Genomic DNA, 23,074 nt, shown 5'->3' with positions numbered 1-23,074 from the left:
AGGGGTTTGAGCGGTTCTAGCGCGGCGGCGTGCCGTTATCCGACAGCACTTCGCCCGCGAGATAGAGCGAGCCGCAGATCAGGATGCGCGGCGGCACCGGCCAGTCGCGCGCCGCGATCGTCCGCAGGGCCTGCTCGACCGAGCTGGAGACCTCGGCGACGAGGCCCGCGTTGCGGGCGGCCTCCGCCACCTCCTCGGCCGGGCGCGCGGCCAGCGAATTATGGATCGGCACGGCGTAGAGCGCCTGTGCCAGTCCCTTGAAATGGCCGAGCGTCGCGGCGGCGTCCTTGGTCGAGAGCAGGCCGGCGATCATCACCAGCGGCGCCGGGTTGCGGTCGGCGAGATCGGCCATGGCCTGGGCGAGAACGCGCCCGCCATCGGGATTGTGGCCGCCGTCGAGCCAGAGCTCGGCACGATCAGGCACGATCTCGGCGAGCGCGCCGCGCGACAGGCGCTGCAACCGCGCCGGCCAGTCGGCCTGGCGCATCCCGTCCTCGAAGGCGCGCGTCGGCAGGGCGCCGTAGCCGGCGGCCCGCAATGCGGCGATCGCCGTGCCGGCATTGATATGCTGGTGCCGGCCGGAGAGGCGGGGCAGCGGCAGGTCGAGCAGCCCGTCCTGATCCTCGTAGACCAGCCGCCCGCCGGCCTCGTGGACGTTGAAATCCTGCGCGCCGATCAGAATGCGGGAGGCGCCGGCGCGCTCGGCCGCGGCTTCCAGCACGGCGGTCGGCTCCGGCTCCTGCGGCGCGATCACGGCCGGCGCGCCGCGCTTGAAGATGCCGGCCTTCTCGCCGGCGATCTTGGTGACGGTATCGCCGAGATATTCGGAATGGTCGAGCGAGACCGGCGTCACCACCGTGCAGGCCGGATGGGCGATGACATTGGTCGCGTCGAAGCGCCCGCCGAGCCCGACTTCCAGCAGGAGGACATCGGCCGGATGCTCCGAGAAGAGCAGCAGGCCGGCGGCCGTCGTCATCTCGAAGAAAGTGATGGGATCGCCGGCATTGATCGCCTCGCAGCGCTCCAGCGCCTCGACCAGCTTGTCCTCGTCGACGAAACGCCCGCCGCCGGGGGCGCCCAGCCGGATGCGTTCATGGAAGCGCACCAGATGCGGCGAGATATAGACATGGACCGAGAGGCCGGCCGCTTCGAGGATCGCCCGCATGAAGGCGATGGTCGAGCCCTTGCCGTTGGTGCCGGCGACATGGATCACCGGCGGCAGCTTCTTCTGGGGGGCGCCAAGCCGCTCCAGCAAGGTGAGGATGCGGCCGAGCGAGAGATCGATCAGCTTGGGATGCAGCGCCATGAAGCGCGCGAGCAAGGCGTCGGAAGACCCCATGGCGTGACGGCCCCCAGCCGTAAGCTATCTCGGACCGCTCAGACCGCCTCGGCCACCGGACGCGCGGGCTCTGTCGCCTCTTCCTTCACGGCCGGCTGCCTGGTCAGCAGGCGGCCGAGCCGGGCGAGCGTTTCCGGCAGGTCGCGGCGATGCACGACCATGTCGACCATGCCGTGATCCTTGAGATATTCCGAGCGCTGGAAGCCGTCGGGCAGCTTCTCGCGGATGGTCTGCTCGATCACGCGCGGGCCGGCGAAGCCGATCAGCGCGCCCGGCTCGGCGATATGGACATCGCCCAGCATGGCATAGGAGGCGGTGACGCCGCCGGTGGTCGGATTGGTCAGCACCACGAAATAGGGCAGGCCGGCGGCGCGCAGGCGCCGGACAGCGACGGTCGTGCGGGGCAATTGCATCAGCGAGAGGATGCCCTCCTGCATGCGGGCACCGCCCGAGGCCGCGAAGACGACATAGGGCGTCTTCTTGTCGAGCGCGGTCTCGGCGCCCTTCACGAAGGCCTCGCCGGCGGCCATGCCGAGCGATCCGCCCATGAAGTGGAAATCCTGCACCGCCAGCGTCATCGGCAGGCCCTTGACCCGGCCGTAGCCGATCTTGAAGGCGTCCTGCATGCCGGTCTTGGCGCGGGCGTCCTTCAGCCGGTCGACATAGCGCTTCTCGTCGCGGAACTTCAGCGGATCGACCGGGACTTCAGGCAGCGCGACGTCGAGCCACTTGCCGTCGTCGAAGGTCAGGCGCAGGCGCTCCGGCGCGGTGACCCGCATATGGTGCTCGGAGCCGGGGATGACGTAGCCATTGGCCTCGACATCCCGATGGAACACCATCTGCCCGGAATCGGGGCATTTGATCCAGAGGTTCTCGGGGCTCTCGCGCTTGAACAGCGTCTTGATGCGCGGCCGGACGACTTCGGAAATCCAGTTCATCGGATGAATCCCTGATGCGCTTTTCGGCGCTTGCGCGCCGTCACGCCGAAAATGGGGTCGCGCCTGCCGGTGGGCAAGCGACGCGACCGTGAACGAAACTTGGGCCTCAGGCCGCCTTGGCGGCGGAGCGGATGCCCTCGGCGAGCTCGCTGACCAGCGAGGTGACAGCCGAAACCGTCTTTTCCGTGGCCTTGCCCTGGTCGTCGAGCGAGAGGCGGACGCGCTCGACGAGGGCCGAGCCGACGACGACGCCGTCCGCGCGCCTGGCGATGGTGGCGGCGTCCTCGGCGGTCTTGACGCCGAAGCCGACCGCCACCGGCAGGTCGGTATGGCGCTTGATCCGGGCGACCGCGTCGCCGACCGCGCCGTAATCGGCGATGGCGCCGCCGGTCACGCCGGTGACCGAGACGTAATAGACGAAACCGGAGGTGTTCTGCAGCACCTTGGGCAGGCGCTTGTCGTCGGTCGTCGGCGTCGCCAGGCGGATAAAGGAGACGCCGGCTTGCAGCGCCGGCAGGCAGAGCTCCTCGTCCTCTTCCGGCGGCAGGTCGACGACGATCAGCCCGTCGATGCCGACGCGGCGGGCGTCCGCGAGGAAGGCTTCGACGCCATAAGCCCAGATCGGATTGTAATAGCCCATCAGCACGATCGGCGTGTCATGGCCGGCCTTGCGGAAGCTCTCGACCATGGCGAGGGTCTTGCGCAGCGTCTGGCCGGCCTTGAGCGCGCGCTGGCCGGCGAGCTGCACCGGCACGCCATCCGCCATAGGGTCGGTGAAGGGCACGCCGAGCTCGATCACGTCGGCGCCGGCTCCGGGCAGGGCCGCGAGGATCGCGCTGGAGGTCTCGAAATCCGGGTCGCCGGCGGTGACGAAGGTCACGAGTGCCGCCCGGCCCTCGCGGGCGCAGGCCTGGAAACGGTTCTGGATGCGGGTCTGGCCGGTCTCAGTCATGCCGCAGCGGTTAGCATGATGCGTGCCCGCTGGCGAGTGGCTTGCGCGTAGGGCGCGGCTGCGCCACATCGGCCGGGCATGCGCACCTTCGACACGCCCCTTCCGATCGATGCCGTCCTCGGTGATCTCGCTGCCTCATTGAGGGCGCGACCGAATGCCGTGCTGGTCGCCCCGCCCGGCGCCGGCAAGACCACGCGCGTGCCGCTCGCCCTGCTCGACGAGCCCTGGACGAAAGGCGGCAAGCTGATCGTACTGGAGCCGCGCCGCCTGGCGGCCCGCGGCGCGGCGAACCGGATGGCGCAGACCTTGGGCGAGCGCGTCGGCGAGACCGTCGGCCTGCGCGTGCGGCTGGGCTCCAAGATCGGCCCGAAGACGCGCATCGAGGTCGTCACCGAAGGCGTCTTCGCCCGGATGATCCTCGACGATCCCGCGCTGGATGGCGTCGCGGCCGTGCTCTTCGACGAATTCCACGAGCGCTCGCTCGATGCCGATTTCGGTCTCGCGCTGGCGCTCGATGCCCAGGGCGGCCTGCGCGAGGACCTGCGCATCCTCGTGATGTCCGCGACGCTGGATGGCGCCCGCGTCGCAAGACTGCTCGGCGATGCCCCTGTGATCGAGAGCGAGGGGCGCGCCTATCCGATCGAGACGCGCTATCGCGGCCGCGACCCGCTGAAGCGCATCGAGGATCAGGTCACCGAGACGGTCCTGCTCGCGCTCAACGAGCAGCCGGGCTCGCAGCTCGTCTTCCTGCCCGGCCAGGGCGAGATACGCCGTGTCGAGGAGCGCCTGCGCGAAAGATTGCGCGATCCGGCCGTCGAGATCGCTCCGCTTTATGGCGCGCTCGATCAGCGCGATCAGGATCGGGCCGTGCTGGCGGCGCGGGCTGGCCGACGCAAGATCGTCCTCGCCACCGCCGTCGCCGAAACCTCGCTGACCATCGAGGGGGTCCGCGTCGTCATCGATTCCGGCCTCGCTCGCGTGCCGGTCTACGAGCCCGATATCGGCGTGACCCGGCTGGAGACCCGACGCGTCAGCCGCGCCGCCGCCGACCAGCGCCGGGGCCGCGCCGGCCGCACCGAGCCGGGCGTGTGCTACCGGCTCTGGGAGGAGGCCGCCACCGGCGCGCTCGAAGCCTTCGCCCGGCCGGAAATACTCTCGGCCGATCTCAGCCCGCTCCTGCTCGATTGCGCCGCCTGGGGCGTGGGCGATCCCACCACGCTCGCCTTCCTCGATCCGCCGCCCGCGCCAGCCCTCAGGGAAGCCCGCGCGCTGCTGAGCCATATCGGCGCGCTCGATCTCGACGGTCGCATCACGCCGGACGGGCGCGCGTTGCAGGCGCTGCCCCTGCCGCCGCGCCTCGCCCGGATGATCGTGGCGGCGGCTCGCTTCGGACAGGCGGATGCCGCTGCCGATCTCGCCGCGCTGCTGGTCGAGCGCGGCCTCGGCGGCGATGCCATCGATCTCGCCGAGCGGCTGGAGCGCTTCAACCGCGAGCGCGGCGGCCGGGCCGGCGACATGCGCCGCCTCGCCGAAGGCTGGGCACGGGCCGCCGAACGCAACAGCGGCAAGGGGCAGGCTCCGGCCAACGAAACCCTCTCACCCGGCCTGCTGCTCGCTTTCGCCTATCCCGACCGTATCGCCAAGGCCCGCGCGCCGGGCTCCGGCCAGTATCTCCTCGCCAATGGCCGCGGCGGCGCTTTGGAGCCGTCGCAGCGTCTGGCGCGCGAGCCCTATATCGTCGTGGCCGAGATGACCGGTGTGGCCCAGCAGGCCCGCATCATGGCCGCCGCCACGATCAGCGAGGCCGAGATCGCGACGCTCGTCTCCCATGGTCTCGCGCCCTTCGCCATCGCGGAGCGCGAGGAGGCGAGTTTCGACCGTGCTGCTCGTGCCTTGCGCGTCCGGGCCGTGCGCCGCTACGGCGCCCTCTCGCTGTCGGAACGGCCGCTTTCCGTCGCCGCCACCCCGGAGAATGCCGAAGCGTTGGCCAAGGGCATCGCGGCGCTCGGCATCGATCTCCTGCCCTGGACCAAAGGGCAGAACCAGTTGCGCGAGCGCTCGGCCTTCCTCCGCAAGGCCGAGCCAGAAGCCGGCTGGCCTGACCTTTCGGACGAAGGCCTGGCGCAGGAGCCGGAAATCTGGCTGGCGCCGCATCTCGCCGGCCGCGCCTCGCTCGCTGCGATTCAAGCCTCTGATCTCGATTCGGCGCTGGCAGGCCTCCTGCCCTGGGAGATGAAGCGCCGGCTCGATCAGGAAGCGCCGACCCATTTCACCGCTCCGACCGGCTCCTCGCTCGCGGTCGACTATGCCGCCGAGGCCGGCCCGACCATTTCGGTGCGCGTGCAGGAGCTCTACGGGCTCGCGACGCATCCGGCCCTGGCCGGCGGGCGCGTGCCGCTCGTGCTGGAGCTGCTCTCCCCGGCGCATCGGCCGATCCAGGTCACGCGCGACCTGCCGGGCTTCTGGCGCGGCTCCTGGGCGGGGGTGAAATCCGAGATGAAGGGCCGCTATCCCCGCCATCTCTGGCCGGACGACCCTGCCGCCGCCCTGCCGACGACACGGGCGAAGCCCAGGGGGACGTGAGCTTCTCGTACAAACGCGCCGTCCCGGACAAGCCGCGTGAGCGGCACCGATCCGGGATCCATGCCTGAACCGTTCCGGCATGGATCCCGGGTCTCCCTTCGGTCGCCCGGGATGACAACGAGGGGACAGCAGCTTCCCTCAATTCCCCATCCGGTCGCGCCATTGCCGCTCGCCGGCAAGGCAGGTCGCGATATTGCCGGATTGCGCCTTGTGGAACGTCGCATCGGCCGGCGCCTCGGCGATCTCGCGCAGCAGCTTCGTCTTCGTCGCCTCGACGAATTGGCTCTTGTCGCGGATCGGGATGACGAAGGCGCCGATGCCGGTGATGACGCAGTCGGAATAGTAGGTGTCGAGATTGTCGATGTCGAAATAGCCGGCCTGCTTCAGCATCACCGGCAGGCCGTTGATGGCGATGCCCTTGGCGCCCGCGTCGTCGCGCGCGGCGGTGACAGGGCGCCCGTCATTATTGGCGCCGTCCCCGGAGATGTCGATGACGCGCCGCATCGCGCTGACATTCGACTGCTCCAGCAATTGCACGCCGAGATCGATCGCGCCCGAGATCGAGGTGCGTCGGCCGCGCCGCGTCGGCGCCTCGCCGAGCTCCTCGGCGAAGGCGATGGCCGCGGCCGGGCCGTCGATCACCTTCCATGGCCGGACGACGTACTGGAAATTGCCGCCGGCCCATTCGAAATAGGTCACCGCGATCTTGCCGATCGCGCCCTTGTCGATGGCGTCGTGAAGCTGTTTCGAGCGGAAGGCCTCGATATAACCGTTGCGCTGCAGGGCGAGCTCGTCGATATCCATCGAATAGGAGACGTCGACCGCGAGCACGAGCGCGACATCGACCTCCTCGGGCGGTGTCGCGGGCGTCTGGGCTCGAGGCAGGGCGGGCTGCCAGAGCGCCGCCGCTGCCAGACATGAGAGACCGTACAGCCAACGCCGCATCGCCACCTCCGTCGCCGATTTGCGAGGGGAAGTGTGCGCTTGGTCGGGGCACGCGCCAAGCCGGAAAATCCGGCTAAGGGCGCCTGTTTCGATAGCAAATTCGCGAGCGGCGGGCTCCGTCCGGTCGAATATACGAGCCCTCATCCTGAGGAGCCGCGGCACGCGGCGTCTCGAAGGATGCTCCAGTTACCTCCGAAGCCTCCTGAAGCATGCTTCGAGACGCTATCTCTCCCGAAATGGCTCCTCAGGATGAGGGCTCACCATTCTTCTCGTTCGGCTTTCAGGCCGCGCGGCGGCCCTCGACGATGCCGATCGCCGCAGTGGCCGCCTCCTCGACGGTCAGCGCCGAGGTGTCGAGCACGACCGCATCCTCCGCCGCCTTGAGGGGGGCGTCGCTGCGGCCCGAATCGCGGGCGTCGCGCCGGCGGATATCGGCGAGGATGCCGTCGAGGGTGACGGCCTCGCCACGCCCGACCAGTTCCTTGTGCCGGCGGGCGGCGCGGACCTCCGGCGTCGCCGTGACGAAGAGCTTGGCCGTTGCCTCCGGGCAGATCACGGTGCCGATATCGCGCCCGTCGAGCACGGCCCCGCCGGGTTGTGCCGCGAAGCGCCGCTGCCGGGTCAGCAGGCCGGCACGCACCGCAGGCATGGCCGCGACCACGGAAGCCGCCTCGCCGATCTCGCGGCCGCGCAGCCGCTCCTCGGGGAAGGCGGTCTCGTCGAAGCTGCCGACGATCCTCTCGGCCGCCTCGGCATCGTGGATGTCGTGGCCGGCATCGAGCATGGCGCGCGCCACCATGCGGTAGAGCAGGCCGGTATCGAGATAGGGCAGTCCGTAATGCGCGGCGAGCCGGCGCGCCAGCGTGCCCTTGCCGGAGGCCGCAGGGCCGTCGACGGCGATGACGAGGCGGCCGGAGCGGGCCGCGCTCATCCGATCTGGCCTCCGAGGCCGTTCATCAGCGAGACGAAGCTCGGGAAGCTCGTCGCGATCATCAGCCCGTCATCGACCACGACAGGATTCCGGGTGGCCAGCCCCATGACGAGGAAGCTCATCGCGATGCGATGATCGAGATGGGTCGCGATCGGCCCGCCGCCCCGCACCGGTCCGCCGCCCGAGCCTTCGACGATGAGGTCGTCGCCCTCGATCCGACAGGTCACGCCGGCTGCCTTCAGCCCGGCTTCGACCGCCGCAAGACGGTCGGATTCCTTGACGCGCAATTCCTGCAGGCCGCGCATCCGCGTCGTGCCCGTCGCGAAGGAGGCAGCCACCGCCAGCACCGGATACTCGTCGATCATCGCCGGCGCCCGCTCCGGCGGCACCGTCACGCCCGTGAGCCTGGAGGCGCGCACGCGCAGGTCGCAGACCGTCTCGCCGCCCTCGTTGGCCTCGCGCTCGATCGTGACGTCGGCGCCCATCTCGCGCAGCGTGGTGAGCAGGCCCGAGCGCAGCGGATTGGTCATCACGCTCTCGATCAGGATGTCGGAGCCCGGCACGATCAGCCCCGCCACCAGCGGGAAGGCGGCCGAGGACGGGTCCGCCGGCACGACGATCGGCGCCGCTTTCAGCTCAGGCTGGCCCTTCATCACGATGCGCCGGCCATGTTCGCCCTCTCGCGTCACCGTGATCTCGGCGCCGAAATGCGCCAGCATCTTCTCGGTATGGTCGCGGGTTGCTTCCGCCTCGATCACCGTGGTCTCGCCGGGTGCGGCGAGCGCGGCCAGCAGCACGGCGGACTTGATCTGCGCCGAGGCGACCGGCGGGCTGTAGGTGATCGGGATCGCCTCCTTCGGCCCGCGCAGGGTCAGCGGCACGCGGCCGCCCTCCTGCTGCGACACGACGACGGTGCCCATCTGCTCGAGCGGGTCGAGAATGCGGCGCATCGGCCGTTTGCGCAGCGAGGCGTCGCCGTCGAAGGTCGTGGTGATCGGGTGCGAGCCGCAAACGCCCATCATCAGGCGCGAGCCGGTGCCGGCATTGCCGAAATCGAGCACGTCGGCCGGTTCGCGCAGGCCGCCGACGCCGACGCCCTGTACGCGCCAGGCGCCCGGCCCGTCATGATGGACGATGGCGCCGAGCGCGCGGGCCGCCGCGGCGGTGCGCATCACGTCCTCGCCTTCGAGCAGGCCGGTCACCTTGGTCTCGCCGATCGCCAGCAGGCCGAAGATCATCGCCCGGTGCGAGATCGACTTGTCGCCGGGCACGCGGACGCGGCCCTTGAGCGGCCCCCCGGCGCGGGCGGTGACGGGAACGGGTTCATGGTCGTGGGACACGAGTAACGGTCTCTGCGGGCTGGCCGAACGGAATGCACCGAGGGCCGTAGCATGCCCGCGCGCGATGCGCCAAGACGAGCGCGGGCGGGGGGTGGAATCGAAGCCTCCCGCAAATCAACATTTGACAGCGCCGCCTGCCCCGACTAACGGACGCGCCTGCTTTTCAGAACAAGATGGTTGAAGGGTCCGACGCAGTGGCGAAACCGGAACTCGGAACGAAGCGCGTTTGCCCGGTCACGGGGCGCAAGTTCTATGATTTGAACAAGGATCCCATCGTCTCGCCCTATACGGGCCAGGCGTATCCGCGGGCGATGTTCGAACCGCAGGCCAAGGCGGCTGCGGCAGCGAAGCCCGAGGCGGACGAGGAGGACGAGACCGAGGCCGCCGATGGCGCCGTCGAGCTCGTCTCGCTCGACGAGGCCGATGCCGAGGCGTCCGAGAAGGAAGCCGTCGTCACCAGCGAGGACGATATCGAGGTCGAGGATGTCGGCGGCGATGACGAGGACGACACCTTCCTCGAAGAGGATGAGGAAGGCGACGACGACGTCTCCGACCTGATCGATGGCGACATCGAAGGCGACGAGGACAACTGATCCACAGCCTCGAAAAAGATGACGACACGGCGACATTAAGCGCTTGTGTCTTCAGCCCGGGCCGCCTATAGAGCGCTTCGTCGCCGGCAGGGCGGCCCGGACGGAGCCGCCGAGGCGGTAGAAATCCGGTTGATGATCGATCCCCAACTCGGTCGTCTTGCGTGGGGCCATAGCTCAGTTGGGAGAGCGCTTGAATGGCATTCAAGAGGTCGGCGGTTCGATTCCGCCTGGCTCCACCAAATCTCCTTCCGTGAACAGCCGGCTTGCCCGTTCTCGGATTTTACGCTTCGGCGTTTTCCCCATATCGCGAACGGGCTGAAGCGTGATGAAGCGATGATCGTCGCGCTCGTCTGATCCGCCCCTGCTCACCATGCTCCGCGAATCATGCGGCAGCTTGCCGTGCGAGCGACAGGGTGAGAGCCGCCGGTTACACGCTCCGGACAAGGAAGCAGGAATGGCCAAGCGCACGAAATCCAAAGCCCTGGATACCGAGTTCACCATGTTCGACGTCGTCTATGAGGACGGATCGAGGACGTCGAACCGGCGCGTTCTGACGTCGTTGCTCGGCGGCCTCGATGGAGACGAGCCCGCCCGGACGGCCATCATGGAGCAGGACCAGGTCATCTCGGAAAAATCGGGCAAGCCGCCTTTGGCGATCGCGACGCTCGTGCGGTCGTCGAAGTCGGGCGCCGAGCCGGACGCGCGCAAGGACGACCGGAAGAAGCGCTCGGCGTAAGGCCGGTATCGACGGGGCTTGTCTTTCCTCAAGCGATGAGCGAGCACGCGGCCATGCCGCGCCGCTTGCGGGCGCGATCTGGAGGGCGGTTGGCCTGATGTCGGACCTGCAGACCATCCTGCGCGAGCCACGCTACGATCTCGTCAAGGCGCCGACGCCGCTGCAGCGCCTCTCCGGCTTCGAGCGCCAGCTCGGGCGGCCGGGCCTCTATATGAAGCGCGACGACCTGATGGAGATCGGGCTCGGCGGCAACAAGCTGCGCAGCCTCGAATTCTGGCTGGGCGCTGCCTTGCAGGAGCGCGCCGACATCGTCCTCGTCGCGGGCGGGGCGACGTCCAATCTCTGCCGTCTCACCGCCGTAGCCGCCGCGATGGCGCGGCTGGATTGCGTGATCATCCACAATGCCGAGGACAGCCCGGCGAATCGCGAGCGCTCCTTCCTGAATCGCCTGTTCGGCGCTGAGACGCGTTTCATCGGCGTGGTCGGCGAAGACGAGCGCGGAGCGGCGGTGAAGGCTGCAGCAGCGGAGTTAAGGCAGCAGGGACGCAGCCCCTATATCGCCGGGGACGCTGTGCTCGGTGCGCTCGGCTATGTCCTGGCTGCTTTCGAACTGCACGGGCAGTCGCAGCGCGAACCGGCTCCGTTGCGGCATGTCTTCCTCGCCGGTTCGATGGGGCCGACCGAGGCCGGCTTCATCTTCGGCAACGCCATGCTCGGCCACCCCTTCCAGGTCCATCTCGTCAGCGTCGAATACGAGCAGGCCGAGCTGGAGGCCCGCATCCGCCGGATCTACGACGGCATCGGCGAGCGGACCGGGCTTTCGGTCGGCGGGCTCGATCGGGCGCCGCTGCACTATCACATGGCCCATCTCGGCGGGGGCTGGGGCGTGCCGACGCCCGAATCGGAAGCGGCGATCGTCGCCTTCGCCCGCACCGAGGGCATCCTGATCGAGCATGTCTACACCGCGAAGACCTGCGCCGGCTTCCTTGATCTGGTCGCGAACGGCACGATTCCGCAGGACGAACCGGCCTGCATCATCCATACCGGCGGGACGGCCTCGCTCTTCGCGCAGCGCGAGCTGTTCCGCACGGTGAGCTGAGAGCGCCGGTCCGCGCGGTCAGAAGCTTGAGCGCGGCCGGTAGGGCTGTGCCAGGTCACGGGCGTTGTTGAGAGCGAGCGCGAGCTCTGTGATATGCAGCGCGAGTCCGCCCGAGAAGCGCGGCGCCTCGCCGCGCGCGATCGCCTCGGCCTGATCCGCCACGCCCCGCATGAAATCGATCTGCGAGGGATAGCCGGGCAGGGCCTTGCTCGTCGGCTGCGCGGGATAGGGCAGCCTGCGCCCCGGCGCAGGCTTCCAGGGTAGCGCGCGCCCGAGCTTCGCCTCGGCCCGCGTCAGGATGCGTCCGAGCAGCGGTCTCGGCGCATCGGCCTCCTCGACATGGACCACGGAGCGATTGTCCCAGAGATCGCGCACAGTCAGCGAGCCCTTCTCGGCGAAGACCTGCAGCGAGCGGTCGCGGGGAGCGGCGAGCCCGTTGGTCAATCGCGCGACGACGCCGGAGCGGAAATTCAGGCAGCCCACCGAGAAATCCGGCGCCATTGCGACGTGCCCGGTGCCCGGTCCCTTGTCCGGAAAGGTTACGGCGGAGAACGCCGTCAGGCTCTCGACGGGTCCGAACAGCGTCACCAGCCAGGACAGCGCGTAGCCGGCATGTTCCAGCGTGCAGCCGATCTCGAACTCGTGCAGTCCGGGCCAGGGCGCGCCCGAGCGCGAGCGCCAGGTCTCCCATTTGTCGCGGAAGACCGGGCCATCCTCCATCGCTGCATAGACCAGGCGTGGCGCGCCGATCCGGCCGGAACGCAGGACATCCTCGACGAGGCGATGTGCGTCGCTGAGACCGTTGGCCGGCGCGGTCGCGAGCGTCAGCCCGGCAGTTTCTGCCTGCGCGACCAGCGTCTCGGCCTGCGCCAATCCCATCGCTAGCGGCTTCTCGCAATAGACATGCTTGCCGGCGGCAAGCGCGCGGCTGCTGATCTCGCAATGGCTTTCGGGCGTCGTCAGGTTGACGACGATCTGCACGGCCGGGTCGGCCAGCAGGGCATCGAGATCGGGATAGGCGGGGATGTCGTGGAAGGCGCGGAAGGCTTCGAGCCGCGCCGCATCGTGATCCCAGACGCCGGCGAGAGCGAGCGCCGGATGGTTCACCAGCGTGGTGATGTAGTAGTCGGCGACGAACCCCGTGCCGACGAGCGCGATCTTCATGCCTGAATCCGTTCCGTCGGCTGGCAAGCCGACAGAACCGCCTCTAACAGGCAAGAGTGAAGATCGGCTTTCGCGAAAGCGCGACTTACGCCGCGCCGATCGCGTTCGAAGGTGTCTGCCGGTCGGTGATCTGCTGGCCGAACAGGCTGCCGGCGAGCTCGACCGCGAGGCGGGCGGTCTGGCCGCGATCGTCGAGAAAGGGGTTGAGCTCGACGATGTCCATCGAGCGCACCAGCCCGGAATCGTGCAGCAGCTCCATCACCAGATGGGCCTCGCGATAGGTCGCGCCGCCCGGCACGGTGGTGCCGACGCCCGGCGCCAGCGGCGGATCGAGGAAATCGACGTCGAAGGATACGTGCAGCACGCCGTTTGCCGCGCGCACCTTCTCGATGACCTGGCGGATCAGCACGCCGACGCCGTGCTCGTCGATGGCGCGCATGTCGGCGATGTCGACGCCGCGAGCCTTCACCGCCGCCTTCTCCAGCGGATCGATCGAGCGGATGCCGAACAGGCTGAGCTGCTCATGCGCGATCGAGGCACGCGGCTCGGCGCCGAGCAGATCGTCGAGCCCGGTCTCCCCGCAGAGGAAGGCCGAGGACATGCCGTGCATGTTCCCGGAGGGCGAGATCGCCGGCATGTTGAAATCGGCATGGGCGTCGAGCCAGAGCACGAAGAGTTTGCGACCCTGCTCCTGCCAGTGGCGGGCGACGCCGTTGACCGAGCCCATCGACAGGCTGTGATCGCCGCCGAGGAAGATCGGCGTGTCGCCGGAGCGGGCTATCTCGTAGGCGCGGGCGCTGAGCGCGCGCATCCAGGCGGCGATCTCGTTGTAGAAGCGGGCATTGGCCGGGGCGGGGCCATCCACCGGCTTCAGGTCGCGCGGCAGGATGTCGCCATGGTCGCTGACCGCGTAGCCGAGGCTTTCCAGAACGCCGACGAGACCGGCGGTGCGCAGGCCGGCTGGGCCCATCAACGCGCCGCGACGCGAGGCGCCGACCTCGATCGGGCAACCGAGCAGGGCGATGCGGCCCTGGGAGGCGGGAGCGTTCGTCGAGGAGGCGGTCATGCTGGCGATCCGTTCATGGGATTTCGATAGGCGTCAGGCGCCGATGCGCCGTCCATGGCGCATCGGCTCCCACCTGTCGAGTGGCGCGCTTGCGTAACCGGTTGATGTCAGCCGAGGCCGAGCACGCCGCGCAGCCTGGAGAGGTCCTCCGCCAGCGTGGTGATCATCGCGGCCAGCGCCTTGCGGTCGGCCTCGCTCAGCTTGTCATAGGTCTCGAAGCCGCCATCCTTGAGCCTGTACTTGGCGAGCGTCTTGTCGACGGTCACGAAATTGGCGTCGATCTTCCCGGCCAGCGCCTTATCCTCCTTGACGACGAGCGGGCGCAGCAGGTCGACGATCTTTTTGGCGCCGTCGACATTGGCCTGGAAATCCCAGAGATCGGTATGGCTGTAGCGGTCTTCCTCGCCGGAGATCTTGGTCGCCGCGACCTCCTCGATCAGCGCCGCCGCACCGCCGACCATCTTGTCCGGCGGCACCGTCAGGCCCTTGATGCGGCTCTGCAATTCCGTGACGTCGGCGAGCAGGCCGTCGGCGAAGGGGCCGAGCCCCTCCGTGCTGTTCTTGGCGAAGAGACCATATTCGATGCGGTGGAAGCCGGTGAATTCCGGGTCCTTCTCGGCCTTCTCGTGGTCGTCGGCGCGCGAGTCGATCTTGCCGTCGAGATCACTGAACAATTCGGCCACGGGCTCGATCTTCTCATAGGAGACGCGGGTCGGCGCGTAGAGCGCCCGGGCCTTGGCGAGGTCGCCGGCCTTGACGGCATCGGTGAAGACCTTGGTGTCCTTCACCAGTTGATCGACGCCCTTGGAGACATAGAGCTTGTACTCGGCAACCGGCGCCACGAGGTCGAGCGGCGAGGCGGCCCATGCCGATCCGGCGGTCATCATGGCGATCAGGCTGGCACCGGCCAGCCTTGCGAAACGCAAGCGCATATCAGTCTCCTGTCTTGCGGGGGGAAGTCGAGGTCGCGGCGGGGACGATGCCGCGCGCGGCCCGAATCAGGCCGGCGCCGAGATGGCTGCCGGCCTCGGGCACGCCCGGCAGGGCGAAGAAATAGCCGCCGCCGACAGGCTTGATGTATTCCTCCAGCGGCTCGCCATCGAGCCGCTTCTGCACGGCGATGAAGCTGCGCTCGAGATCCTGCTGGAAGCAGATGAAGAGCAGCCCCATGTCGAGCTGGCCGGCGCGGGTGACGCCGTTGGAATAGTTGAACGGCCGGCGCAGCATGCGGCTGGCTTCCGTCCCCGGGCGGCGCGGATTGGCCAGCCTTATATGGGCGTCGAGCTTCGTGCGCTTGCCTTCGGGATCGTCGGCATAGACGGGCTCGTCATACTCCTGGCTGCCGCCGAAGGGCGCGCCGCTCGCCTTCTCGCGGCCCATGATCGCTTCCTGCTCGCCGAGCGGCGTGCGGTCCCAGCGCTCGACGAAGTTCCGGATGATCCTGACGACCTGATAGCTGCCATGTGTCGCCCAGTCCGGCTCGCCGGAACCTGACTGCACCCAGACGAGATGGTCCATCAGGGTCGTGTCGGCGGCATCGGGATTGGCAGTGCCGTCGCGGAAGCCGAGCAGGTTGCGGGCGCTCTCGGCCGGCTCGCCGGGCTTCGGCTTCAGCACCGGCACCGTACCTTCCTGCTTCCAGCGCAGCACGAGCAGATCGGGCGCGTTCTTCAGGATGTCGCGCAGAGCATGGATATTGGTGTCGGCGGTGTTGGCGCAGAACTGCAGCAGGAGATCGCCATGGCAGAGCGCGCCGTCGAGCGCGTCGTTGCGGAAGCGCTTCATCCGCTGGAGATGCCTGGGCTTGAACGGCCCGAGCCCGAAGCGTTCGTCGAAGAGCGAGGCGCCGAGCGCGATGGTGACGGTGAGGTTGTCGGGCGCGATGACCGGGCCGAGGATGCCGCTGTCGGGCGGCGGAAAGCCGGGGTCGGCGGTCGGCGCCGGCCCGCCCTGCATCAGGAAGGCGATGCGCTCGCTGAGCAGCCGGAAGAGCCGTTCCAGTTCGTCCAGCGAGGTCGCGGTGACGTCGAAGGCAGCGACCATTCCGGTAGCCGGGCGCGGCGTGACGATGCCGGATTGATGGAGGCCGTGGAAGGGCTGGCGCTGGGCGGTGGTCTCGCTTTCGGGCGCCGCCGCCGGATTCTGCACCGGTTCGCCCGAGGCCTGAGCCAGCGAGGCGCTGCCGAGAGCTGCCGCGCCGCCGGTCAGGAGCGAGCGCCGCGAGGGTATGAAGGGCTTGTCCGGTCTGGTCATGACTTGCGCTCCGCTTCGGGCAAAGCGAGCGCCTTGCGCATGGCCGCGAGGTCTTCGGCCAGCGCCTGCCGCGCGCCACCCGGCTTGGCGTCGTCGGGCAGGGCCACGAGATCGGCCCGCACACGTGCCGCCAGTGCCGGATCGACGCGCACCGTCAGTGGCAGCAGCAGCTTCGCGATATCGCTCGCGGCAATGGCGTCCTCGGGCGAGGCGGCCTCGCCATCCGGCGACGAGAGAAGGTTGATCGCGCCCGCCAGCATCGTGTCGGGTAGGACGGTGCGCTGGGCGAGCGCGGCGCGGAAAGTCTCGGCCGCCGGCTTGATCGCGACCGCTGCGCCGGAGAGCGCCGCCTGCAACGTGCCGTAGAGCCCTTCGAGCTCGCCGTCGTCCGCCGTGGCCGGGTGCAGTCCGGATAGCAGCGAAGCGGCCTCGCGGCGGGCTTTGCCCGCCGCCTGCAGGTCGCCCGTGCCTTCCGCCTGTTCGAGCCTGTCGAGCGCCGCCCCGAGTGCGGCCGAGCGCTCGCTGAGGACCGCGCGGTATTCGGCGGCAGGGCCGACCATGTCCATCAGCGTCAGGGCCGGGCGTGGCTGCGCCGTCGAGGCCTGCACGATCAGGCGGCCGCGCGGCGCGCTGAGCAGGCCGCAGGTGATGGCGTATTCGCCGGGATGAAGCTGCGTCGTCAGCCGGCGCGACTGGCCCGGCGCGATGTTCTCGCGCTCCTCCAGCACCATGACGCCGTCGAGAATTTCCCATTCCAGCACGCGTTCGCCGCGATTGCTCACGACGAAGCTCAACCTGCCGGCGGGAACGGTCAGCGTCGCCGGCTGGCAGGTCCGGTCGGTGATCGCGATGGCGATATCGCTCGTCCCGGCCGCCGCCCCGCGTCGGCCACCGCTGCCGGCGGCATAGATGAAGGCCGTGACGCCGCCGCAGGCCAGCAGCAGCGCGGTCATACCGGCAAGCTTCAGGCGCGGCGAGCGCTGCACCCTGGCCTGCGGCGCAGGCGATGTCTGCGTCTCCCTGCCACCCAGGAGAAACAGCGCCAGCATCGGGATGAGGAAGGCGAGATAGGCGAGGACCTCGCCGAGCGCCGCCCGCTCCTGATAGCCGAAGAAGCCGGAGAGGACCGCGCCGAGCGCGCTGTCGGCCGGCAGCACCGTGCCGAGATCGTAGACGCCCTGCTGGAGATGGTTCCAGAGCCCGGCTTCGTGCAGCGAGCGCACGGCGTTCGCCACGAGCCCGGCCGCGACGAACAGGATCAGGATGCCGGTCCAGCGGAAGAAGCTGCGCAGGTTGAGCTTCACGCCGAGCGCATAGATGGCATAGCCGATGACGGCCGCCAGTCCGATGCCGAGACCCGCGCCGATGGCCGGTGCCCAGCCGCTGTTCTGCTGGAAGATGGCGAGCAGGAAGAAGACCGATTCCAACCCCTCGCGGACCACGGCCAGGAAGGCGAGCCCGACCAGCGCCAGCCCCTGATGCGCCCCGGACAGTGCGGCGTCGACGCCGGCCTGCAATTCGCCCTTGATCGAGCGCGCGGCCTTGCGCATCCAGAACACCATCGAGGTCAGCATCGCCGCCGCGATCAGGCCGATCACGGCCTCGAACAGTTCCTGCCCGCGCTGGGGCAGTTCGCCCACGACGATGTCGAGCGCAGCGCCGGCCGCGAGGCTGACCGCACAGGCAAGGCCGACGCCGATCCAGAGCGCCGGCAGCCATTCGCGCCGCCCGCTCCTGACCAGATAGCTCGCGACGATGCCGACGATCAGCGCGGCCTCGATGCCCTCGCGGAGCATGATGAGAAACGGTACGATCACGACGAACCCGGCTCGATTGCGCGTCGCGATCAGTCATTCGCGGCGCAGGCAGCCCGTGCCTAGGCAGCCGGAGCGCAAGGGTCAACCAATTCCTGATAGTTTAGAATGATCGTAAACTATCGATTTGCGATCGGATACTTGTCGAAAACATGGTTCACCCACGCATTCTCATCGTGCTCGCCCGCGTGGTGAGCTTCCACGTCTTGCGCTTCCCGTCGCATGCAAGAAGACGTGGATGATCGGGATGAGCCCGACCATGACGGAGGGCGTGGACACCCGTCAGCGCCGCTTGAGCAGGATCATCTTCTCCTGGGTCATGTCGCGCATCGTGTAGGGAATGCCGCCGGTGCCGTAGCCGGAGACGCGCCGTCCGGCGAAGGGCATCCAGTCGGTGCGGAAGGTCGTGGGATCGTTGACCATCACGGCGGAGGCGTCGAGCCGGTTCGCGGCGCGCAAGGCGATGTCGATATCCTGCGCGAAGATGCTGGCCTGGAAGGCGACGGGCAGCGAATTCGCCCGCGCGATCGCATCGTCGAGCTTGCTGTAGCGGTAGATCGCGACGACCGGGCCGAAGACCTCCTCTCTGGAGATGCGCGCTTCCGGATCGGGGTCGATCAGCACGGTCGGCTCAAGCGTCGTCTCGGACAGGCGCCCGCCGCCGGTGGCGAGCCGCGCGCCGCCCTTCACCGCTTCGTCGATCCAGGAGGCGACGCGGTCGGCCTCTTTCGGGATGATCAGCGGGCCGACTTCGGTGTCCTTCAACGTCGGGTCGCCGGTGCGCAGCTTTCGGACCCGCGCCACGAGCCGCTCGGTAAAGTCATTGATGATCGCGTCATGGACATAGATCCGCTGCGTCGACACGCAGACCTGTCCGGCATGGTAGTAGCCGCCCTTCACGATCGGCTCGATGATTCCGTCGAGATCGGCGCTCCTGTCGACGATCGCCGGCGCGACGCCGCCATGTTCCAGCGCCGAGCGGGCGCCATGGGCGAGCTTGGAATGCAGGTGCCAGCCGACCTTGGCAGAGCCGATGAAGCTCAGGAAGGCGATGCGCGGATCGGTGGCGAACTTCTCCGCCAGCGCGGTCTCCAAGGGCACGAATGTCTGGCACCAGGCTTCCGGCAATCCGGCGTCATGCACCAGCTTGACGAAGTCGATGCAGGAGAGCGGCGTCGTGCCGGCCGGCTTGACGATGACCGGGCAGCCGACCGCGATCGCCGGCGCGACCTGATGCACGATCAGGTTGAGCGGGTGGTTGAAGGCCGAAATCGCCGCGATGATGCCGATCGGCTCCTTGGTGGTGAAGGCCCAGCGATCGGCGGCCGCCGCCGAGAGCCCCATCGGGATCTCGCGCCCGGCGAAGTTCCGGAGTTCCTCGGCCGCATTGTAGACGCCGTCGACCGCCCGGTTGGCTTCGACCATCGCGTCCGGCAGCGGCTTGCCGCCCTCGCGCGCGATCTGCATGGCGAAATGGTCGCGCCTGGCTTCGAGCAGGCCGGCGAGCCTGCGCAGGATCGCGATCCGCTGATGCGGCTTCAGCCAGTTGTCGCGATCCTTGAAGACCGCCTGCGCCGCCTGGAGCTTGCGTTCGAGCGCGGCCTCGTCATCGGTTTCGATCTCGGTGATCGGGGCGCGGTCAAAGGCCTGAACAACCTGGAGCATGATCTTGTCTCCTTTGGACATCGACGCTTCCGAACCCTCATCCTGAGGAGCCATTCCCTTGGGAATGGCGTCTCGAAGGATGCTTTAGGAGGCTCTGGAACTATCTGGAGCATCCTTCGAGACGCAAGCTGCGCTTGCTCCTCAGGATGAGGGCTTCGGTGATGGCGGCCGTTAAGCCAGATCCACGTCCGGCACCTTGTTCCTGAGTTCCTCGACGAGGACGCGGGTGTTCTCGGAATAGTCGATCGGGCAGTCGACGAGATGGACGCCGCCGCCCTTGAACGCGGCCTCCAGCGTCGGCACCAGCGCTTCGGCCGAGGTGACGCGCGAGCCCTTGGCGCCATAGGCCTCGGCATAGCGCACGAAATCGGGATTGCCGAAGGTCATGCCGTAATCCGGGAACTGGTCGACGGCCTGCTTCCAGCGGATCATGCCATAGGCGCCGTCATTGAGGACGAGCACGACGAGGTTGAGCCCGAGCCGGACCGCCGTTTCCATCTCCTGCGAGTTCATCATGAAGCCGCCATCGCCGCAGACGGCCATGACGCGCCGCTCGGGATGCAGCATCGCCGCCATCATCGCCGAGGGAAGGCCTGCGCCCATCGTCGCCAGCGCATTGTCGAGCAGGAGCGTGTTGGCGACATGGGTGCGGTAGTTCCGCGCGAACCAGATCTTGTACATGCCGTTGTCGAGGCAGACCATGCCGTCCTCCGGCATCACCGCGCGCACGTCGTGGACGAGACGCTGCGGCGTCACCGGGAAGCGGTCCTCCTCGGCGCGGGCATTGATCTTCGCGAGGATCTTCTGGCGCAGTTCAAGCGTCTGCTTCTGCTCGGGCAGCTTGCCTTCCAGCCGGTCGGCGAGCCCCGTCATGGTGACGCCGATATCGCCGATCACCTCGGCATCGGGATGGTAGACCTGCTCGACATTGGCGGACTGGAAGCCGAGATGGATCACCTTCGGTCCGCCGGCTTGGCGCATCAGGAAGGGCGGCTTCTCGATCGTGTCGTGGCCGACCGCGATGATGAGATCGGCGGCGGCGACGGCCTCATGGACATAGTCGCCCTCGGAGAGCGCTGCGGTGCCAAGATAGAGGTTGGAGCCGCCGGTGACGGCGCCTTTGCCCATCTGCGTGTTGAAGAAGGGCAGGCCGATGCGGCGCACCGCCGTCGAAAGCGGCTCGACGAGATGCGGCCGGTTGCCGGCGGCGCCGATCATCACCAGCGGGCGCCTGGCGGCGAGGATCATCGCGGCGGCGCGGTCGAGCGGGGCAGCCGGCGCGACCGGCCGGTCGAGCGCATGAACCGGAATCATCGGGATATCCTCGACCTCCTCGGCCGCGATATCCTCGGGCAGTTCGAGATGGACCGGACCCGGCCGCTCCTCCATCGCCACGCGGAAGGCATCGCGCACCACGGAGGGGATGCTGCCGGGGCTGACGATCTGGCGTGTCATCTTGGTCAGCGGGCGCATCGAGGCGACGACGTCGACGATCTGGAAACGCGCCTGCTTGGCGGTCATGATCGCCTTCTGCCCGGTGATCAGGATCATCGGCATCGCGCCGAGATGGGCATAGGCCGCCCCGGTCGAGAAGTTAAGCGCGCCGGGTCCGAGGGTCGCGATGCAGACGCCGGGGCGGCCGGTGAGGCGCCCATGCGTCGCGGCCATGAAGGCGGCGGCCTGCTCGTGCCTGGTCAGGACAAGCTCGATCTTCGACCGGCGCAGGGATTCGACGACGTCGAGATTTTCCTCGCCGGGAACGCCGAAGACGCGATCGACGCCCTCGTTCTCGAGCGCCTCGACCAGGAGATCGGAACCCTTCTTCATCGCCCGTGCCTTTCGCGGAGACAGCCTCGTCGGACGGCAAGGCTAGGCCTTCGACGTAGGAAGGCAACCGGGGGCGTGTCAGGGCGCACGGCGCATGGCCGTCCTGTCGGGCCGGAACTTGAAGCGAGCGGGTCGGGGTCGCCTTAAGCCGCCTGCTTCAGCGCGATCTCGAAGGGCGAGAAGGTCACCGCGCCGCCCTGCACCGTGACCAGCGTGTTGCAGGGCAGGGCCTGCCAGCATTCGCGCTGGGCATCGACCGGCTCGGAGGCGACGACGACGCTGTCGGGCCGCTCGCAGACATAGAGGCTCGGTGGCTTGGTGTCGGAGGACCAGCGGATCGCATGGATGCCATCGCCATCGGCCAGCGCGGCGGCACAGCGCAGCGGCTCGCGCACGCCGGCCTGCTCCATCAGCGCGAGCGTATCCGACAGGGCGGTGGCCAGCGCGTCGCCCGGCGCCATGCCTTCCGCCAGATGGGAGAGCGCGAGCAGGAACAGGGCTTCGGAGTCGGTCGTGCCGGCGCGGGCGCCGTAGAGCGAATCCGGGATCAGCGCCTCCAGCCGCCGGCGGATCGTGCCGTAGCCGCCGATCTGGCCGTTATGCATGAAGAGATAGCGGCCATGGACGAAGGGGTGGCAGTTCGCGCGCGTCGTCGCGGTGCCGGTCGCGGCGCGGACATGGGCGAAGAACAGATGCGAGCGCACCTGCCGCGCGATCGAGAGCAGGTTCTCGTCGGACCAGGCGGGGCGCACCTCGCGATACTGGCCGGGCTCGGGCCGCTCGCCATACCAGCCGACGCCGAAGCCATCGCCATTCGTGCCGGTCTTGGCCTCCTCGGCATGGAGCGACTGGTGGATCAGCGAATGGCAGGGCGAGGCGACGAAATCCTCGAGGAAGACGGGAACGCCGGAATAGGCGAGGAAGCGGCACATCGGCGCCTCGAATCGAGCATGGAAAGCGGGCTGGAGAATGATGTTCTCCGAAGATGAACGCGACCATAACGTTTCTTCGCGGTGCCGGCGAATTCGGATTCCGGCCGCGCCGCAACCTGTTGCCGCAAAAAGAGGCAAATGCGCCGCCTTCGCCTTTGGTCCAATGGATAAGGCCCGCACAGTCTTGCGTGCCGCGCATCCCTCCTATACCGATCCTGCCGACTAAGGGGCGGAAACGGCGCAGAATTGCGTCTTCACGGGAGCGGGAATGTGAAGGGTCTCCTCGCCATCAGCCGCGTCATCGACGCGGTTAACGGCCAGATCGGCAAGAAGATCGCCTGGCTCATCCTCGTCGCGGTGCTCGTGGCGGCGATCAACGCCATCATCCGCAAGGTCTTCAACGTTTCGTCGAACGCCTGGCTCGAGCTGCAATGGATGCTGTTCGGGGCGGTCTTCCTTATGTGCGCCTCCTGGACGATGCAGGTGAAGGAGCACATCCGCATCGACATCGTGAACAGCATGCTGCCGAGGAAGGTCCGGCACTGGATCGAGCTGCTCGGCCACATTCTCTTCCTGATGCCGTTCTGCCTGCTGATCGTCTACCATTCCTGGCCGTTCTTCATGCGCTCCTATGCCATCGACGAGCAGTCGCTCTCGGCCGGCGGCCTGCCGCAATGGCCGGCGAAGGGCCTTGTCGTGATCGGCTTCCTGATGCTGGCCTTCCAGGGCATCTCCGAGATCATCAAGCAGATCGCGATCATGCGCGGCGATCTTGAGGATCACGAGGCGGCGGCCGGCCATGCCGCGGCTGCCGAGGCGGAAGCCCAGCGCCTGCTCCATCAAGCCAAGGAACAGGGCCTCGCTTCGTGAGCGGCCCGCAAGAAGTCCGGAACCCTC

General features: G+C 68.3%; 19 protein-coding genes, 1 tRNA gene and 1 pseudogene. 6 read left to right on the top strand and 15 right to left on the bottom strand.

Annotation, left to right across the window (positions count from 1 at the left end):
• Window positions 1-16: 16 nt before the first annotated feature.
• The 3 genes from OCUBac02_RS23210 to trpA form a co-directional block, all read right to left on the bottom strand.
• Window positions 17-1,339, bottom strand: coding sequence for a bifunctional folylpolyglutamate synthase/dihydrofolate synthase (locus OCUBac02_RS23210; RefSeq protein ID WP_173049062.1), 1,323 nt, complete (start codon window positions 1,337-1,339; stop codon window positions 17-19).
• Window positions 1,340-1,377: 38 nt separating this feature from the next.
• Window positions 1,378-2,277, bottom strand: a complete 900-nt coding sequence (gene accD / locus OCUBac02_RS23205; RefSeq protein ID WP_047573225.1) for an acetyl-CoA carboxylase, carboxyltransferase subunit beta — start codon at window positions 2,275-2,277, stop codon at window positions 1,378-1,380.
• Window positions 2,278-2,383: 106 nt separating this feature from the next.
• A complete protein-coding gene (gene trpA, locus OCUBac02_RS23200) occupies window positions 2,384-3,229 on the bottom strand; it encodes a tryptophan synthase subunit alpha (RefSeq protein ID WP_173049060.1) in 846 nt (281 codons plus the stop codon).
• Window positions 3,230-3,307: 78 nt separating this feature from the next.
• On the opposite strand from trpA, the gene hrpB reads away from it, so the two are divergent.
• The gene (hrpB, locus tag OCUBac02_RS23195) at window positions 3,308-5,812 is read left to right on the top strand and encodes an ATP-dependent helicase HrpB (RefSeq protein WP_173049058.1); all 2,505 of its coding nucleotides are present in this window, start codon (window positions 3,308-3,310) and stop codon (window positions 5,810-5,812) included.
• 138 nt (window positions 5,813-5,950) lie between these two features.
• Here the strand turns inward: hrpB and OCUBac02_RS23190 are convergent, their stop codons facing one another.
• The 3 genes from OCUBac02_RS23190 to aroA all read right to left on the bottom strand — a co-directional run bounded on the left by OCUBac02_RS23190 (window position 5,951) and on the right by aroA (window position 9,028).
• On the bottom strand, window positions 5,951-6,757 hold the full coding sequence (locus tag OCUBac02_RS23190) for a DUF1194 domain-containing protein (protein WP_173049056.1): 807 nt from the start codon (window positions 6,755-6,757) through the stop codon (window positions 5,951-5,953).
• Window positions 6,758-7,037: 280 nt separating this feature from the next.
• A complete protein-coding gene (cmk, locus tag OCUBac02_RS23185) occupies window positions 7,038-7,688 on the bottom strand; it encodes a (d)CMP kinase (RefSeq protein ID WP_173049054.1) in 651 nt (216 codons plus the stop codon).
• Entirely contained in the window at window positions 7,685-9,028 is a 1,344-nt protein-coding gene (gene aroA / locus OCUBac02_RS23180; RefSeq protein WP_173049052.1) for a 3-phosphoshikimate 1-carboxyvinyltransferase, read from the bottom strand. Before aroA ends, cmk begins: the two co-directional genes overlap by 4 nt.
• Before the next feature lie 194 nt (window positions 9,029-9,222).
• Between aroA and OCUBac02_RS23175 the strand changes: the two genes are divergently transcribed.
• From OCUBac02_RS23175 to OCUBac02_RS23160, 4 genes are all read left to right on the top strand, one after another.
• Window positions 9,223-9,621: a TIGR02300 family protein gene (locus tag OCUBac02_RS23175; RefSeq protein ID WP_047577354.1), complete on the top strand. Its 399-nt coding sequence runs from the start codon at window positions 9,223-9,225 to the stop codon at window positions 9,619-9,621.
• Between the two features lie 163 nt (window positions 9,622-9,784).
• Window positions 9,785-9,860: transfer RNA gene (locus tag OCUBac02_RS23170), tRNA-Ala, on the top strand.
• A gap of 215 nt (window positions 9,861-10,075) precedes the next feature.
• Complete coding sequence (locus OCUBac02_RS23165; protein ID WP_173049050.1) at window positions 10,076-10,357, top strand: hypothetical protein; 282 nt, start codon at window positions 10,076-10,078, stop codon at window positions 10,355-10,357.
• Window positions 10,358-10,454: 97 nt separating this feature from the next.
• Window positions 10,455-11,456, top strand: coding sequence for a pyridoxal-phosphate dependent enzyme (locus tag OCUBac02_RS23160; RefSeq protein ID WP_244639031.1), 1,002 nt, complete (start codon window positions 10,455-10,457; stop codon window positions 11,454-11,456).
• A gap of 18 nt (window positions 11,457-11,474) precedes the next feature.
• Here OCUBac02_RS23160 and OCUBac02_RS23155 read toward each other — a convergent pair whose 3' ends face one another.
• The 9 genes and pseudogenes from OCUBac02_RS23155 to OCUBac02_RS23115 form a co-directional block, all read right to left on the bottom strand.
• Complete coding sequence (locus OCUBac02_RS23155) at window positions 11,475-12,620, bottom strand: Gfo/Idh/MocA family protein (protein ID WP_173049048.1); 1,146 nt, start codon at window positions 12,618-12,620, stop codon at window positions 11,475-11,477.
• 85 nt (window positions 12,621-12,705) lie between these two features.
• Entirely contained in the window at window positions 12,706-13,686 is a 981-nt protein-coding gene (rocF, locus tag OCUBac02_RS23150; RefSeq protein WP_173049046.1) for an arginase, read from the bottom strand.
• A gap of 107 nt (window positions 13,687-13,793) precedes the next feature.
• The gene (gene efeO, locus OCUBac02_RS23145; RefSeq protein WP_173049044.1) at window positions 13,794-14,618 is read right to left on the bottom strand and encodes an iron uptake system protein EfeO; all 825 of its coding nucleotides are present in this window, start codon (window positions 14,616-14,618) and stop codon (window positions 13,794-13,796) included.
• Between the two features lies 1 nt (window position 14,619).
• Window positions 14,620-15,939: an iron uptake transporter deferrochelatase/peroxidase subunit gene (gene efeB / locus OCUBac02_RS23140; protein WP_173049042.1), complete on the bottom strand. Its 1,320-nt coding sequence runs from the start codon at window positions 15,937-15,939 to the stop codon at window positions 14,620-14,622.
• Window positions 15,936-16,892, bottom strand: a complete 957-nt coding sequence (locus tag OCUBac02_RS27240; RefSeq protein ID WP_197933366.1) for a cupredoxin domain-containing protein — start codon at window positions 16,890-16,892, stop codon at window positions 15,936-15,938. The genes efeB and OCUBac02_RS27240 overlap by 4 nt, the downstream gene beginning before the upstream one ends.
• A gap of 66 nt (window positions 16,893-16,958) precedes the next feature.
• Window positions 16,959-17,756 (bottom strand): annotated as a pseudogene (efeU, locus tag OCUBac02_RS23130) (iron uptake transporter permease EfeU); the annotation flags it as partial.
• A 279-nt stretch (window positions 17,757-18,035) separates the two neighbouring features.
• Window positions 18,036-19,418, bottom strand: coding sequence for an aldehyde dehydrogenase family protein (locus OCUBac02_RS23125; RefSeq protein WP_173049040.1), 1,383 nt, complete (start codon window positions 19,416-19,418; stop codon window positions 18,036-18,038).
• 171 nt (window positions 19,419-19,589) lie between these two features.
• Entirely contained in the window at window positions 19,590-21,245 is a 1,656-nt protein-coding gene (locus OCUBac02_RS23120) for an acetolactate synthase large subunit (RefSeq protein ID WP_173049038.1), read from the bottom strand.
• A gap of 143 nt (window positions 21,246-21,388) precedes the next feature.
• The gene (locus OCUBac02_RS23115) at window positions 21,389-22,177 is read right to left on the bottom strand and encodes a class II glutamine amidotransferase (RefSeq protein ID WP_052232115.1); all 789 of its coding nucleotides are present in this window, start codon (window positions 22,175-22,177) and stop codon (window positions 21,389-21,391) included.
• A gap of 270 nt (window positions 22,178-22,447) precedes the next feature.
• Here OCUBac02_RS23115 and OCUBac02_RS23110 point away from each other — a divergent pair, with 270 nt between their 5' ends.
• The gene (locus tag OCUBac02_RS23110) at window positions 22,448-23,047 is read left to right on the top strand and encodes a TRAP transporter small permease subunit (RefSeq protein WP_173049036.1); all 600 of its coding nucleotides are present in this window, start codon (window positions 22,448-22,450) and stop codon (window positions 23,045-23,047) included.
• The last annotated feature ends 27 nt before the right edge of the window (window positions 23,048-23,074 follow it).

It is taken from the genome of Bosea sp. ANAM02 (assembly GCF_011764485.1).
Lineage (GTDB): Bacteria > Pseudomonadota > Alphaproteobacteria > Rhizobiales > Beijerinckiaceae > Allobosea.
The sequence above is the reverse complement of the archived record's forward strand: the minus strand, read 5'-3'. Positions and strand labels throughout refer to the sequence as shown.